This is a genomic window from Dermabacter jinjuensis, from assembly GCF_902381725.1.
Taxonomy (GTDB): Bacteria; Actinomycetota; Actinomycetes; order Actinomycetales; family Dermabacteraceae; genus Dermabacter; species Dermabacter hominis.
This window is the reverse complement of the sequence record NZ_LR698963.1, coordinates 2,094,225-2,109,113: the sequence shown is the minus strand read 5'-3', so window position 1 is coordinate 2,109,113 and position 14,889 is coordinate 2,094,225. Positions and strand designations below refer to the sequence as shown.

Sequence of the window (14,889 nt, the reverse complement as noted above, 5' to 3'; positions counted from 1 at the left end):
CGTGAGTACCGAGCAGACACCGAGCACGACCGCCTCAGACAGCTCCGCAGCCGCTGACCTCGCGGAGATCACCGCGCTCGAGGCTGAGGGCCGCATTCTTGAGCTGCGCGAACGCCTCGCAGAGGCGCGCGTCGAATACTACGAGAACGACGCGCCGATCATGGCCGACGGCGAATACGACGCCCTCGAACGCGAGCTCAAGAGTCTCGAGGAGGAGTTTCCCGAGTTTGCGAGCGAGGAGTCACCCACCCAGACCGTGGGCGGCGCGGTTGCCCAGGGATTCGCCTCGGTTCCTCACATCGAGCGCATGATGAGCCTCGACAACGCCTTCAGCCTTGACGAGATTCGCGAGTGGGCGAAGCGCTGCCAGGAGGATGCGCCCGGAACGCCCCAGTTCCTGACGGAACTCAAGATTGACGGCCTCGCCATTTCGCTCGTGTACGAAAACGGCACACTCGTGCGCGGCGTGACGCGCGGCGACGGTCGCGTTGGCGAGGACGTCACCGCGAATGTCAAGACGATCCGCAACGTGCCGCACACTCTGAGCACTGAAAAGCCGCCTGCGCTTCTCGAAGTGCGCGGCGAGGTGTTCTTCCCGGTCGACGAGTTCGAAAAACTCAATGAGGAGCGCCGCGAGGCGGGGCTTCGCGAGTTCGCGAATCCTCGCAACACCGCCGCGGGATCGCTTCGCCAGAAAGACTCCTCCATCACCGCCTCACGCGCCCTCGAGGTGTACGTCCACGGGATCGGGGCGCACGAAGGCGCCGTCGGATACCCCGAGAGCCAAAGTGAGGTCTACGAGATGCTCGCCTCGTGGGGCCTTCCTACCTCTCCTCACTTCGAGGTGCTCGACTCGCTCGAGCAGGTCACGCAGTACATCGAACGGGCGGGGCGCAAGCGCCACGACTTCGAGCACGACATCGACGGCATCGTCATCAAGATCAACGACTTCGCTCATCAGCGTGCTCTTGGAGCAACGTCTAGGGCACCGCGCTGGGCCATCGCCTACAAGTACCCGCCCGAAGAGGTCACGACAAAGCTGCTCGACATTCAGGTTGACGTGGGCCGAACTGGCCGCGTGACCCCCTTCGGCGTCATGGAACCCGTCAAGGTCGCGGGCTCGACCGTCGCGCGGGCGACGCTCCACAACCAATTCGATGTCGAACGAAAGGGCGTGCTGATCGGCGACACGGTCATCCTGCGCAAGGCCGGCGACGTGATCCCCGAAATCCTCGGCCCCGTCGAAAAGCTCCGCGACGGGAGCGAAAAGCCGTTCGTCATGCCGAAAAACTGCCCGAGCTGCGGCGCCGAGATCCGCCCCGAAAAAGAGGGCGATAAAGACTGGCGTTGCCCAAACCAAAAGGACTGCCCCTCGCAGGTCACGGGTCGCATCGCCCATGCCGCGAGCCGCGGGGCCTTCGACATCGAGGCCCTCGGCGATGAATCGGCAATTGCGCTCACCGATCCCGATAAGCGCCGCGCCGAAGCCCTCGCCTCTCTCAAGGCCGGCCACGCGCTCTACCTGCCGGTGCTGACGGAAGAGGATTTCCAAAGCGACGCGTTTGTGACGCTCAAGAACGGCATTGCAACCGATGATGCGGACGGAGTTCCAATGCTCCGCATCACCGACCCCGACGATCCCCGCATTCCCGCACCACGCTCAGGCGTCGTGCGTACGGGCGCGAATCTGTTTGATCTCACGCCCGAGGACCTGCGCGAGGTCACGGTCTACCAGAGCGTGCGCCGCGACGGTGAGGAAACGGGTGATTGGCGCACCGTGAGCGCCTTTTGGAACCGCCCGCAGTGGCGCTACTACAAGTCCAGAAAATCCTGGAGCCTCGTGAAGCCGGCGACCGTCGGAAAAACCACCGAGGTGCTGATGAGCGAACTCGACAAGGCGAAATCGGCAGGGCTTTGGCGGGTGCTCGTGGCCCTCTCGATCCGCCACGTGGGTCCGACGGCCGCCCGCGCACTCGCGACGGCCTGGGGCTCTATCGACGCGATCGCGAGTGCAAGCGTCGAGGAACTGGCCAAAACTGATGGCGTCGGCGAGACGATTGCAGCGAGTGTCGCGGCGTTCTTCCAGGAGGAATGGCACGCCGAGCTCGTTGAGGCGTGGAAGCGCTCGGGTGTTGTCGTTGTCGACGAATCGACGAGCGGAATCGAAAAGACGCTCGAAGGACTCACGATCGTTGTCACCGGTTCTCTCGAGGGCTACACGCGCGATGGCGCGAAAGAGGCGATCCTCCAGCGAGGCGGCAAGGCATCCGGCAGCGTCTCGAAGAAGACGAACTACGTCGTCGTCGGCGAGAACGCGGGCTCGAAAGCCACGAAGGCAGAACAGCTTGGCATCCCGATTCTCGATGAGGAAGGTTTCACATCGCTTCTCGAGGGTGGAGAAAACGCCCTGCCGTAGCGCCTAGAATGGGCGGCATGCCAGCAATGAGTTCTGAAGAAGTCGCACGCCTGGCGTCCCTCGCTCGCATCGAGCTCACCGACGACGAAATCGCCCGATTCGCGGGCGAATTCGACGCGATTCTGGACGCGGTTGCGTCCGTGAGTGAAGTCGCGAGCGACGACGTCCCGACCACAAGCCACCCGATCCCCATGACCAACGTGTTCCGAAAAGACGAGGTCACCGAAACCCTCACGCAAGAAGAGGCACTCTCCGGCGCGCCCTCGGCCGCCGACGGCCGCTTCGTCGTTCCGCAGATTCTGGGGGAGGAGTAACCGATGACCGACCTTGTGAAGCTTTCCGCCGCGCAGATGGCGAAGGGCCTCGACAGTGGCGAGTTCAGCGCGCGCGAGCTGACTGACGCGCACCTTTCGCGCATCGAGGCCGTCGAGGGCCAGCTCAATGCGTTCGTGACCGTTACCGGCGAGGACGCACGTGCCACCGCCGAGGCTGTCGATGAGGCGCGCGCCAAGGGCGAGAGCCTCGCGCCGCTCGCGGGCGTTCCCGTTGCCGTGAAGGATGTCGTCGTCACAAAGGGGATCCAGACCACCGCGGGTTCGAAGATCCTCGAAGGCTGGATTCCGCCCTACGACGCAACGCTCGTGGAGAACCTCCGCGACGCGAAGCTTCCGATCCTCGGCAAGACCAACATGGACGAGTTCGCGATGGGCTCCTCGACCGAGACGAGCGCCTATGGCAACACCCACAATCCGTGGGATCTCGAGCGAATCCCCGGTGGCTCGGGCGGCGGCTCCTCCGCAGCTATCGCCGGCTTCGAGGCGCCTCTCGCGATCGGCACCGACACGGGCGGCTCGATCCGCCAGCCCGCAGCCGTGACCGGAACCGTCGGCGTGAAGCCCACCTACGGCTCCGTATCGCGCTACGGCCTCATCGCGATGGCAAGCTCGCTCGACCAGGCCGGCCCGTGCACGCGCACGGTCGAAGACGCCGCGCTTTTGCACGAGGTGATCGGCGGCTATGACCCGAAGGACTCGACCTCCCTTAAGGACGGTTTCGGTAATTTCGTCGAGGCTGCGCGCGCGAAGGACGTCAAGGGCATGCGCATCGGCGTTATCGAAGAGCTCGAGGGCGAAGGCTTCGATCCGCTCGTGAAGCAGCGCTTCGAAGAATCGCTCGCGCTCCTCGAAAAAGCAGGCGCGGAGATTGTTCGCGTGAGCTGCCCCAACTTTAAGTACGCGCTTGGCGCCTACTACCTCATCATGCCGTCCGAGGCGAGCAGCAACCTCGCGAAATTCGACGGCATGCGCTTTGGCATGCGGGTTGTTCCCGAGGACCACCCGACTGCCGAAAAGGTTATGGCCGCCACGCGCGGCCAGGGATTCGGCGCCGAGGTCAAGCGCCGCATTCTGCTCGGCACGTACGCGCTTAGCTCTGGCTACTACGACGCCTACTACGGAAGCGCCCAGAAGGTGCGTACTCTCGTGCAGCGCGACTTTGCCGCGGCTTTCGAGAAGTGTGACGTTCTCGCGTCGCCGACCGCTCCCACCGTCGCTTTCCGCCTCGGTGAGAACACCGATAACCCGCTCAAGATGTACCTCAACGACATCGCGACGATTCCCGCGAACCTCGCGGGTGTCCCCGGCCTCTCACTCCCGAGCGGCCTCGCCGAGGATTCGATGCCCGCAGGCTTCCAGTTCCTCGCGCCCGCGATGGCCGATGATCGCCTCTATCGCGCCGGCGGCGCGCTCGAGGCGCTGCTTGAAGACACCTGGGGAGGGCCTCTCCTGAACAACGCCCCGGCCCTGGAAGGAGGCGCCAAGTGAACGCCTACACGGATATCGAACCCCTCGACTACGACGAGGCGATCGAGAAGTATGACCCGGTCCTCGGCATCGAGGTCCACGTAGAACTTGGCACGAAGACCAAGATGTTCGATGGCGCCCCCAATGTCTTTGCCGCCGAACCCAATACGGCGATCACGCCCGTCTCGCTCGGTCTTCCGGGGACGTTGCCGGTCGTCAATGAGAAAGCAGTGGAGTACGCGATCAAGATCGGTCTCGCACTGAACTGCTCGATCGCCGAGCACTGCCGGTTCGCGCGTAAGCAGTACTTCTACCCGGATCTCACGAAGAACTTCCAGACCTCGCAGTACGACGAACCGATCGCCTACGACGGGTACGTCGACGTCGAACTTGACGACGGCGAGATCGTGCGCGTCGACATCGAGCGCGCGCACATGGAAGAAGACGCCGGCAAGAACACCCACATCGGCGGTACCGGCCGTATCCAGGGCGCGACTCACTCGCAGGTCGACTACAACCGCGCGGGTGTTCCCCTCGTGGAGATCGTGACACGCCCGATCCCGAACACGGGCGGCCGCGCACCGGAGGTCGCCGCGGCGTACGTTCGCACGCTCCGCGATATCTTCCGCACCCTCGAAGTTTCGGAAGCGCGCATGGAGCGCGGCAACGTCCGCGCCGATATCAACGTCTCGCTTCGCCCCTCGCCGGAGGCACCGCTTGGCACGCGTACCGAAACGAAGAACGTCAACTCGTTCCGTGCAATTGAGCGCGCCGTGCGTTTCGAGATCAGCCGCCAGGCGGGAGTGCTCGATAGCGGTGCCGAGGTCATCCAGGAGACCCGTCACTTCCACGACGACACGGGCCACACGAGCCCGGGTCGCGTGAAGAGCGATGCCGAGGACTACCGCTACTTCCCCGAGCCCGATCTCGTGCCGGTCGCCCCGAGCCGGGAGTGGGTTGAGGAGCTGCGCTCCGCGCTTCCGGAGCTTCCCGCGGCTCGTCGCCGACGGTTGCTCGGCGAGTGGGGTTTCACGGACCTTGAAATGCGCGACGTCATTAACGCCGGTGCGCTCGACCTGATCGAGGGGACGGTCGCTGCGGGTGCGAAGCCCCAGGCGGCACGCAAGTGGTGGATGGGTGAACTCGCACGCATCGCCAAGGAAGCCGAGAAAGCGCTCGAGGAGCTCAGCGTCACTCCGGCTCAGGTTGCCGAACTCGTCTCGCTCGTCGAGGGCAAGACGATCAACGACAAGATCGGCCGCCAGGTGCTTGCGAAGGTCCTCGATGGTGAAGGTGATCCCGCCGCCATCGTGGAGAAGGAGAACCTCGCGGTTGTCTCTGATGACTCGGTTCTCGAGGGTGCCGTGGACCAGGCCATCGCTGATAACCCCGACGTGGTCGAGAAGATCAAGGGCGGCAAAGTCCAGGCAATCGGCGCGCTTATCGGCCCGGTCATGAAGGCGACGCGCGGCCAGGCTGATGCCGGGCGCGTTCGTGAGATCATTATGGCCAAACTTGAGGTGGGCTAACTCACCGGTCATAATGGGTACTTAAGAACTACCTAGTATGAAATGGGGCCTCGGGCTTTAGTGACCGAGGCCCCATTTTGCGGCCTGAAGCAGATCTGGGCCAACCGAGAGGGACTCATGAGTTTCGACCAGTACGTTGACCAACTGATCGCACCGATTGCTCAATTTATGAGCGCGGTCGTGTTCTACGCGCCGAATATCGGCGGCATTGAAATCCCACTGATCGTCGTCTGGCTCGCAGTGGCGGCCATCTTCATGACGGTGTGGTTGCGTTTCCAGCCGATCACGGGATTCAAGCACGCGATTGACGTCGTGCGAGGGCGCTACGCGAGCAAAACCGACCCCGGTGAGGTGAGCAGCTTCCAGGCGCTTGCCACCGAGATTTCAGGCGCGATCGGGCTTGGCAACATCGCGGGCGTCGCGGTCGCGATTGGGCTCGGCGGGCCGGGCGCCGCACTGTGGATCGCGATCTTCGGCTTCTTTGCGATGAGCCTCAAGATGGCCGAGGCGACCCTGGGCACGAAATACCGCGTGATCGACGAAGACGGAACGGTCCACGCAGGCCCTATGTACTTCCTCAAATATGGATTCAAAGAGATCGGCTGGGCGAAGGCCGGCAGCGTTCTCGCAATGTTCTACGCGATCTCGGCTTTCTTCGGCGTGTTCGGCGGCGGAAACATGTTCCAGTCGAACCAGACCGCGATGATCCTCGGTGAGCAGCTCGGTTGGGACTTCCTTCTCAACAATCGCTGGATCGTGGGTGTGGTCTTTGGCATCCTCCTCGCGCTCGTCGTCGTCGGCGGCGTGAAGTCGATCGGCAAGATCACATCGAAAGCCGTTCCGCTCATGGCGGGTATCTACCTCGTCAGCGCAATCCTTATTCTTCTCTTCAACCTCCCGCAGGTCCCCTCGGCATTCATGACGATCGTGACCGAAGCGTTCCAGCCCAAGGGAGTGGCCGGGGGCGCGGCTGGAGCCGCCGTGATCGGTATTCAGCGCGCGCTCTTTTCGAACGCCGCGGGCGTTGGAACCGCGGGCATGACGCACGCGGCGGCGAAAACCCGCCACCCCGCGACCGAGGGCTTTACGGGCATGTGGAGCCCGTTCCTCGACTCGTGCGTCGTGTGTATGATCACCGCGCTTGTCGTGGTCGTGACCGGCGTCTATAAGAGCGGTGAGTCCGACGGCATCGTGATGACCGCGAAGGCTTTCTCGACCGTTGCACCGTGGTTCTCGTATGTCCTCATGGTGATCGTCGTTCCGTTCGCGTTCTCAACCGTGCTCGCGTACTACTACTACGGCCTGAGCGCGATCCAGTACATCCTCGGCAACTCGAAATGGGTGACCCACGGCTTCCAGGTCGTGTGGATTGCCTTCACCATCATCGGGTCCGCCATCACGATCGATTCCGTTGTCACTCTTGCCGATGCGCTCATCTTCATCATGACCATCCCGAACCTCATCGGCGTGTACGCGCTCGCCAAGATCGTTCGCTACGAGATCCTGCGCCACAAGGTGAAGGTGACAACTGGAGCCATCCCGCAGATTGATCCCGAGCTCGCCGTGGGCATGGGAGATCACGAGCCCACCGAAGAGCAGATCTCTGAGGCGCGTGATCGCGACGAAGAGGAAGCACGCGAATGGCATGAGATTCGCGAGCGTCTCTATGAAGACGGCGAATGGGGTCAGCAGCGCGAAGACGAGTGATGCAGGCCACCGAGTGGTGCTAGTCACAGGCGCCGCATTGGCCCTCATTACTTGACGGGGCTCCTGGTGATTGCTATGTACTGCCGCTAACCAGGGGTTTTGTCGCTGCGTCAGTGCGCAAATAGGTCCGCTTGAGTGCGCGTGGACAAATTGTCGCTAAGAATTCGTTTTCCCGAATGCGCTTGAAACCGCCGGTTCTTTTCCGAATGGTGGAGCGTGTTTGCTTTTCCCCCTCAAGGAGTAACTGATGCATAGTTCTGGTGTTATCGACCAGTTCTTGAATACCTACTTTGCGCCGTTTGCCAATTTCTTGTCGGCGGTCGTTTTTTACGCCCCCACCATTGCCGGGGTCGAGGTCCCCATCATCGTGTTGTGGTTGATCGCGGCTGCCCTCTTCCTCACGGTGTGGCTTCGATTCCAGCCCATTACGGGGCTCGCGCATTCGATCGGTGTCATTCGCGGCAAATATACCCGCAAGACTGACCCGGGTGAGGTGAGTTCCTTTCAGGCTCTCGCGACGGAGCTTTCGGGCACCGTTGGTCTTGGCAATATCGCCGGTGTTGCCGTCGCCATTTCGATCGGTGGGCCCGGTGCCGCGCTGTGGATCGTACTCTTCGGCTTCCTCGCGATGAGCGTAAAGATGGCCGAGGCGACTCTCGGTTCGAAGTACCGCGAGATTGACGATGACGGCCACACGCATGGCGGCCCCATGTATTACCTCAGGCACGGTCTTGCTGACGTCGGCTTCAAGAAGTTCGGCATCGTCCTCTCGTTCCTCTACGCGGCATTCACGCTCATCGGCGTGTTTGGTGCGGGTAACCTCTTCCAGTCGAATCAGGGCGCGGCGATCCTTAGCGATCAGCTCGGCATTGCCTTCCTTCAGGACAACCGCTGGGTCATCGGTGCGATTATGGCGGCGCTTGCGGCGCTCGTGATCGTCGGCGGTATTCAGTCGATCGGTACGTGGACGGCGCGCATCACGCCTCTCATGGCAATCGTGTACTTCCTGTGCGTGCTCGCGATCATCATCATGAATATTCAGGCGGTGCCCGAGGCGGTCGCCAAGATCTTCTCGACGGCTGTAACCGGCGAGGGCGTGACCGGTGGCGCGATCGGCGTGGCCATCGTTGGTATCCAGCGCGCGCTCTTCTCGAACGCTGCGGGTGTGGGCTCGGCCGGCATGGCGCACTCGGCCTCGAAGACCAAGGAGCCCGCGACGGAAGGCTTCACCGCGATGTGGGAGCCGCTCGTGGACTCTGTTATCGTCTGCACGCTCACGGCGATCGCCATTACCGTGACGGGTGTGTATGAGGACGGTAGCGGCGACGGCATCGTCATGACGGCGAATGCATTTGGGACGGTCGCAAGCTGGTTCCCGTATATTTTGACCGTGTCGGTGGCGCTCTTCGCGTTCTCGACGATCCTGAGCTACTACTACTACGGCAACCTTGCCGCCGAGTTCCTCTTCGGGCGGTCGGCCTTCGTGAAGCGCGGCTTCCAGATCGTATGGATTCTCGCGGTTATTCTCGGCTCGGCCGTGTCGATGGACGCTGTCATCAACTTCTCGGATGCCGTATTCTTCCTCATGACGATTCCGAACCTTCTCGGCATCTACTTCCTCGCAAAGATTGTGCGTTACGAGATTCTCCGCCACAAGGTGAAGCTTGAAACGGGCGCGATCGCAGTCGTTGATCCGGCACTCGCTGTCGGCATGGGTGACCACGAGCCCACGGAGCAGCAGGTCGCTGAAGCTCGCGCGCTCGAGGAGGAGGAAAACGCCAAGTATGAGGCGCTCAAGCAGCGCCTCGCGGACGATCCCGGTTGGCCGCATCGCGAAGGCTGATTGGTCGTTCTAACAACAGGCAGTTCATACTCTGAGACCCTCGTCCAATATTTGGGCGAGGGTCTTGGGTTTCTGCCTATGCTGTGGCCATGCCTCACCTTCGTTCACGCACGTCAACCCACGGCCGCAATATGGCCGGCGCACGCGCCCTGTGGCGCGCGACCGGCATGGGCTCGAATGATTTCGGCAAGCCGATCATCGCGATCGCGAACTCCTACACACAGTTCGTTCCTGGCCATGTGCACCTCAAAAACGTTGGCGACATGGTCGCCGAATCGATTCGCGAGGCCGGGGGAGTGGCGAAGGAGTTCAATACCATCGCGGTCGACGACGGCATTGCGATGGGGCACCAGGGGATGCTCTACTCTCTCCCGAGCCGAGACGTTATCGCCGACAGCATCGAGTACATGGTCAACGCCCACTGCGCCGATGCGCTCGTGTGCATCTCGAACTGTGACAAGATCACGCCCGGCATGCTCATGGCGGCCATGCGGCTCAACATTCCCGTCGTCTTCGTCTCGGGTGGTCCTATGGAAGCCGGCAAACCCGTCGAAGGCGTAATCGACCACAGCATCGATCTCGTCGATGCAATCAGCTACGCCGTCGATGAGTCCGTCAGCGATGACCAGCTCGCCCAGATCGAAAACAATGCATGTCCCACGTGTGGCTCGTGCTCGGGAATGTTCACGGCAAACTCGATGAACTGCCTCACCGAGGCCCTGGGGCTTTCGCTTCCGGGAAATGGCACGACGCTCGCGACGCACGCGTTCCGCCGCGACCTCTTCGTGGAGGCGGGAAAGCGAATCGTCGAGCTGTGCCGCCGCTACTACGACGATGACGACGAGAGCGTGCTGCCCCGCTCGATCGCTACGAAAGCGGCGTTTGAAAACGCCATGAGTCTCGATGTCGCGATGGGCGGCTCGACCAACACCGTGCTGCACATCCTTGCGGCAGCGATCGAGGGTGAGGTTGATTTTAGCCTCGAGGACATCGACCGGATTTCGCGGAACGTGCCCTGCCTCTCCAAGGTCGCCCCGAACGGAATTGCTCACGTCGAAGACGTGCACCGTGCCGGCGGGATTCCCGCGATCCTCGGCGAGCTTGATCGCGCGGGCCTGCTCGATCACTCGGTGCACGCGATTCACGCTCGTTCCCTCGCCGAATGGCTCGCCACGTGGGATATCCGCGGGGGAGAAGCCGGGCAAGAGGCCTTCACTCTCTTTAGCGCGGCACCGGGCGGAAAACGCACGACGGTGCCGTTCAGCCAGGACATGCGCTGGGAGGAGCTCGATCTCGACCAGGAATCGGGCGTAATTCGCGCCGTGCCGTTCGCCCACACGAAAGACGGCGGTCTGTGCGTGCTTCGTGGCAATCTCGCAAGTGATGGCGCCGTCATCAAGAGCGCGGGCATCGACGAGGAACTCTTCCATTTCGAGGGGCGCGCCTTTGTTGTCGAGTCCCAAGAGGAAGCGGTGCAACGCATCCTCGATAAGTCCGTTGCGGAAGGCGACGTTGTCGTGATCCAGTTCGAGGGACCACAGGGTGGCCCGGGCATGCAAGAGATGCTCTACCCCACCTCCTACCTCAAGGGACGCGGGCTCGGTAAGGCGTGCGCGCTCATCACCGACGGTCGGTTCTCGGGCGGCACCTCGGGCCTTTCAATCGGGCATATTTCGCCCGAAGCCGCCGAGGGTGGTGCGATCGGTCTCGTGGAGACGGGTGACCGAATCGTCATCGACGTCCCGAAGCGAGAGCTGACGCTCGATGTTCCGCAGGCAGAACTTGACCGTCGCCGCGAATCGCGCGGGCCTCTTCCGTGGCGACCGAAGAATCGACGCCGCGAGGTGAGTCAGGCACTGAAGGTGTATGCCCATCACGTGCGCTCGGCAACATTTGGCGCGACGCGTAGGCCTCTCCCGTAAGCGGCGGGCGCCGTGGGGCCGACGGTTCGCAGGAGCCGTCGGATCTCAAGATGTGAACCGTTTCGTTTCAAGATTCGTATCCGGGTAGTTTTACAGGCATGCAGAGCATTCTCCTTATCGTTACCGGGCGCGGCTAACGCCCCCGCACGATAAGCCGCGCCCCTCGATTTCCCGCAAGGGACGAGGGGCTTTTTTGTCAGTGAATAGTTGGAGGCGTTATGGCTGAAGCAGTCACGGGAGCGCAATCGCTCATCATGTCGCTCGAAGCGGCGGGGGCGGAAGTCGTGTTTGGCCTGCCCGGGGGAGCGATCCTCCCGACCTACGATCCGCTTCTCGATGCGAAGGGGCTTCGGCACATTCTCGTGCGTCACGAGCAGGGCGCGGGCCACGCGGCGAGCGGGTACGCCCATGCAACCGGCAAGGTGGGCGTGTGTATCGCAACCTCGGGGCCCGGCGCGACGAACCTCATCACCGCGATTGCCGATGCCCAGATGGACTCGATCCCCATGGTGGTGATCACCGGTCAGGTCGGTTCGAGTTTTATTGGCACGGACGCGTTCCAAGAGGCCGACATCGTGGGCATGACGATGCCCGTGACAAAGCACAACATCCTCGTCAAGAACGCGGACGACATTCCGCTCGCGATCAAACAGGCCTTCCACATCGCCTCGACGGGCAGGCCCGGAGTCGTTCTCGTAGACGTGACGAAGGATGCGCAGCAGGCAGAAACCGTTTTCGAATGGCCCGAAGAGCTCAATCTTCCCGGCTATCGCGTCCCGGGGCGCCCCAACGGCAAGCAGATTCGCGAAGCGGTCGAGTTGCTCGTGAACGCGAAGCGCCCCGTGTTCCTCCTGGGCGGTGGTGTGCTTCGTTCGCGCGCGAACGAGGAGGTGCGTGCGCTCGTCGAAGTGGCGAACGCCCCGTTCGTGACGACTCTCATGGCGCGCGGCGCCCTTCCCGACTCGCACCCGCAGCACCTGGGAATGCCCGGGATGCACGGAGACGTCGCCGCGGTCGCATCCCTCCAACGCAGTGACCTGATTATCGCGATCGGGGCGCGCTTCGATGACCGCGTGACGGGAAGGCTCGACTCGTTCGCGCCCGCAGCAAAGGTTGTGCACGCCGATATCGACCCCGCCGAGATTTCAAAAAACCGAGTCGCCGACGTGCCGATCGTGGGCGATGCGGCGGATGTCGCTCGCGCCCTTCTAGCGGCCCTCGCCGATCGCCTTGCAGACGGCGACGAACGCGACTACGAAGCCTGGTGGCAGCTCATGAACGGGCTGCGCGAGAACTACCCGCTCGGGTGGACCGCGACTGCCGACGGCTACACGGCGCCGCAGCACGTGATTTCGCGGATCAGCGCCATCAGTGGCCCCGAATCGATCTTCGTTGCCGGTGTGGGCCAGCACCAGATGTGGTCGAGTCAATTCATCGACTTCGAGGAGCCGTATTCGTGGATCAACTCCGGCGGCCTCGGCACGATGGGCTACTCGCTGCCCGCGGCGATGGGCGCGAAAGTGGGCCAGCCCGGCAAGGTCGTGTGGTCGATCGACGGCGACGGTTGCTTCCAAATGACGAATCAGGAGCTCGCGACCTGCGTGCTCAACGACATTCCGATCAAGGTCGCGATCATCAACAATTCGTCGCTAGGCATGGTGCGTCAGTGGCAGAACCTTTTCTACGATCAGCGTTTTTCCAATACCGATCTCAATACCGGGCACGGCACGCGCCGCGTTCCCGACTTCGTGAAGCTCGCCGAGGCCTACGGTGCCGTGGGGCTGCGGTGCGAGCGCGACGAGGACATCGACCGGGTGATCGGCGAGGCGATGGCGATCAATGATCGCCCCGTCGTGGTCGATTTTCAGGTGAGTGCTGACGCGATGGTGTGGCCCATGGTGCCCGCTGGCGTGAGCAATGACGAGATTCAAATCGCGCAGGGTATGACGCCCGAATGGGAGAGGGAGATCTGAGCATGGACTTTTCGCGCGACCCAGAGAAGAACCATACGCTGTCGGTTCTGGTTGAGAATAAGCCCGGCGTTCTCACGCGCATCTCGGCGCTTTTTGCGAGGCGTGGCTACAACATCGCGTCGCTCGCGGTGGGACCCACCGAGCACGAGGGCATCTCTCGCATCACCGTCGTGGTCGAGGTCGATCAGATGCCGCTTGAGCAGATCACGAAGCAGCTCAATAAGCTCGTGAACGTCCTGAAAATCGTCCAGCTCGAGCCGCGGCAGTCGGTCGAGCGTGAGCTTGTGCTCGTCAAGGTTAAGGCCAACAACCAGACCCGCACGTCGGTTCTCGAAATAGTGCAGATGTTTCGAGCGAAGGTCGTCGATGCGGCCTCCGATTCCGTCACGATCGAGGCGACGGGATCGGCCGATAAGCTTGCCGCGCTGCTGTCCATGCTCGAGCAGTTCGGGGTCAAGGAGATCGTTAAATCGGGGGCGGTCGCGATCGGGCGCGGCTCGCGTTCGATTACGGATCGCGCGCTGCTCGGGTAGGCAGCGTGGGGTCCGACGGGTGCACACCCACCGGCGTTTCTCAATATGAGACACGTATCCAGTAAGTAAGACGAGGGGCGGTTAGACTGCCCACAACCGAATCACACATGAGAACCGAAGGAGTTCACCGTGGCGGAAATGTTTTATGACGACAACGCTGATCTTGCACTCATCCAGTCCAAGAAGGTCGGCATCGTAGGATTCGGCTCGCAGGGCCACGCTCACGCCCTCAACCTTCGCGACTCGGGCGCCGAGGTACGCATCGGCCTCAAGGAAGGGTCGAAATCGCGAGCGAAAGCCGAAGAGCAAGGCTTCGGCGTGGACACCGTCGCCGAGGTCGCGAAGTGGGCCGACGTCATCATGATCCTCGCTCCTGACCAGTACCAGGCCGAGATCTACGAGAACGAGATCAAGGACAACCTCGAGGCGGGTAACGCGCTCTTCTTCGCGCACGGCTTCAACATCCGCTTCGACTACATCGAAGCGCCCAAGGGCGTCGACGTCGCGCTCGTCGCGCCGAAGGGCCCGGGCCATACGGTGCGCCGCGAGTTCGTCGCCGGGCGCGGTGTTCCCTGCATCATCGCAGTGGAAAACGACGAGTCGGGCGAGGCCTGGCCGCTCGCCCTGTCATACGCGAAGGCGATTGGTGGCCTGCGCGCGGGCGCGATCAAAACCACCTTCACGGAAGAAACCGAAACCGACCTCTTTGGTGAGCAGGCTGTGCTGTGCGGAGGCATGAGCCACCTCGTGCAGGCGGGCTTCGAGACACTGACCGAGGCGGGCTACCAGCCCGAGATCGCCTACTTCGAGGTGCTTCACGAGCTCAAGCTCATCGTGGACCTCATGATCGAAGGTGGCATCGCGAAGCAGCGCTGGTCGATCTCGGATACCGCCGAATTCGGCGACTACGTCTCGGGTCCGCGAGTCGTGGACGAACACGTCAAGGCCTCCATGAAGGCCGTTTTGGACGACATTCAAAACGGCAGCTTCGCGAAGCGCTTCGTCGATGATCAAAAGGCAGGTGCGCCCGAGTTCACGAAGCTGCGCGCGAGCGAGCAGGAGCACCCGATCGAGAAGGTCGGCAAGGAGCTTCGCACGATGTTTGCCTGGAGCGCCGAGCAGCTCGATGCCGACTACACAGAGGGCACCGCACAACGCTGATTC

General features: G+C 62.5%; 10 protein-coding genes. All 10 read left to right on the top strand.

Translation table 11 applies throughout. The annotated features are described in order from the left end of the window. The first annotated feature begins 1 nt into the window (after nucleotide 1). The 10 genes from ligA to ilvC all read left to right on the top strand — a co-directional run bounded on the left by ligA (nucleotide 2) and on the right by ilvC (nucleotide 14,886). Nucleotides 2-2,416, top strand: a complete 2,415-nt coding sequence (ligA, locus tag FXY94_RS09350; protein ID WP_016664785.1) for an NAD-dependent DNA ligase LigA — start codon at nucleotides 2-4, stop codon at nucleotides 2,414-2,416. Nucleotides 2,417-2,433: 17 nt separating this feature from the next. Continuing rightward, on the top strand, nucleotides 2,434-2,730 hold the full coding sequence (gene gatC, locus FXY94_RS09345) for an Asp-tRNA(Asn)/Glu-tRNA(Gln) amidotransferase subunit GatC (protein WP_040387015.1): 297 nt from the start codon (nucleotides 2,434-2,436) through the stop codon (nucleotides 2,728-2,730). A gap of 3 nt (nucleotides 2,731-2,733) precedes the next feature. Then, nucleotides 2,734-4,239, top strand: a complete 1,506-nt coding sequence (gene gatA, locus FXY94_RS09340; protein WP_016664783.1) for an Asp-tRNA(Asn)/Glu-tRNA(Gln) amidotransferase subunit GatA — start codon at nucleotides 2,734-2,736, stop codon at nucleotides 4,237-4,239. Beyond that, a complete protein-coding gene (gene gatB, locus FXY94_RS09335; protein WP_016664782.1) occupies nucleotides 4,236-5,747 on the top strand; it encodes an Asp-tRNA(Asn)/Glu-tRNA(Gln) amidotransferase subunit GatB in 1,512 nt (503 codons plus the stop codon). The genes gatA and gatB overlap by 4 nt, the downstream gene beginning before the upstream one ends. Nucleotides 5,748-5,864: 117 nt before the next feature. Then, the gene (locus FXY94_RS09330) at nucleotides 5,865-7,454 is read left to right on the top strand and encodes an alanine/glycine:cation symporter family protein (RefSeq protein WP_016664781.1); all 1,590 of its coding nucleotides are present in this window, start codon (nucleotides 5,865-5,867) and stop codon (nucleotides 7,452-7,454) included. Between the two features lie 247 nt (nucleotides 7,455-7,701). Further along, nucleotides 7,702-9,297: an alanine/glycine:cation symporter family protein gene (locus tag FXY94_RS09325; protein WP_016664780.1), complete on the top strand. Its 1,596-nt coding sequence runs from the start codon at nucleotides 7,702-7,704 to the stop codon at nucleotides 9,295-9,297. A gap of 89 nt (nucleotides 9,298-9,386) precedes the next feature. Then, the gene (ilvD, locus tag FXY94_RS09320) at nucleotides 9,387-11,219 is read left to right on the top strand and encodes a dihydroxy-acid dehydratase (protein ID WP_040386572.1); all 1,833 of its coding nucleotides are present in this window, start codon (nucleotides 9,387-9,389) and stop codon (nucleotides 11,217-11,219) included. A gap of 218 nt (nucleotides 11,220-11,437) precedes the next feature. Continuing rightward, complete coding sequence (locus FXY94_RS09315) at nucleotides 11,438-13,192, top strand: acetolactate synthase large subunit (protein ID WP_016664778.1); 1,755 nt, start codon at nucleotides 11,438-11,440, stop codon at nucleotides 13,190-13,192. A 2-nt stretch (nucleotides 13,193-13,194) separates the two neighbouring features. Beyond that, a complete protein-coding gene (gene ilvN, locus FXY94_RS09310) occupies nucleotides 13,195-13,725 on the top strand; it encodes an acetolactate synthase small subunit (protein ID WP_016664777.1) in 531 nt (176 codons plus the stop codon). Nucleotides 13,726-13,854: 129 nt separating this feature from the next. Then, nucleotides 13,855-14,886, top strand: coding sequence for a ketol-acid reductoisomerase (ilvC, locus tag FXY94_RS09305; RefSeq protein ID WP_016664776.1), 1,032 nt, complete (start codon nucleotides 13,855-13,857; stop codon nucleotides 14,884-14,886). The last annotated feature ends 3 nt before the right edge of the window (nucleotides 14,887-14,889 follow it).

What these genes read in the sequence shown, in the direction of transcription:
- gatC (WP_040387015.1), top strand. Translation starts at nt 2,434, where the DNA reads ATGCCAGCAATGAGTTCTGAAGAAGTCGCACGCCTGGCGTCCCTCGCT.
- gatA (WP_016664783.1), top strand. Translation starts at nt 2,734, where the DNA reads ATGACCGACCTTGTGAAGCTTTCCGCCGCGCAGATGGCGAAGGGCCTC.
- FXY94_RS09330 (WP_016664781.1), top strand. Translation starts at nt 5,865, where the DNA reads ATGAGTTTCGACCAGTACGTTGACCAACTGATCGCACCGATTGCTCAA.
- FXY94_RS09325 (WP_016664780.1), top strand. Translation starts at nt 7,702, where the DNA reads ATGCATAGTTCTGGTGTTATCGACCAGTTCTTGAATACCTACTTTGCG.
- ilvD (WP_040386572.1), top strand. Translation starts at nt 9,387, where the DNA reads ATGCCTCACCTTCGTTCACGCACGTCAACCCACGGCCGCAATATGGCC.
- FXY94_RS09315 (WP_016664778.1), top strand. Translation starts at nt 11,438, where the DNA reads ATGGCTGAAGCAGTCACGGGAGCGCAATCGCTCATCATGTCGCTCGAA.
- ilvN (WP_016664777.1), top strand. Translation starts at nt 13,195, where the DNA reads ATGGACTTTTCGCGCGACCCAGAGAAGAACCATACGCTGTCGGTTCTG.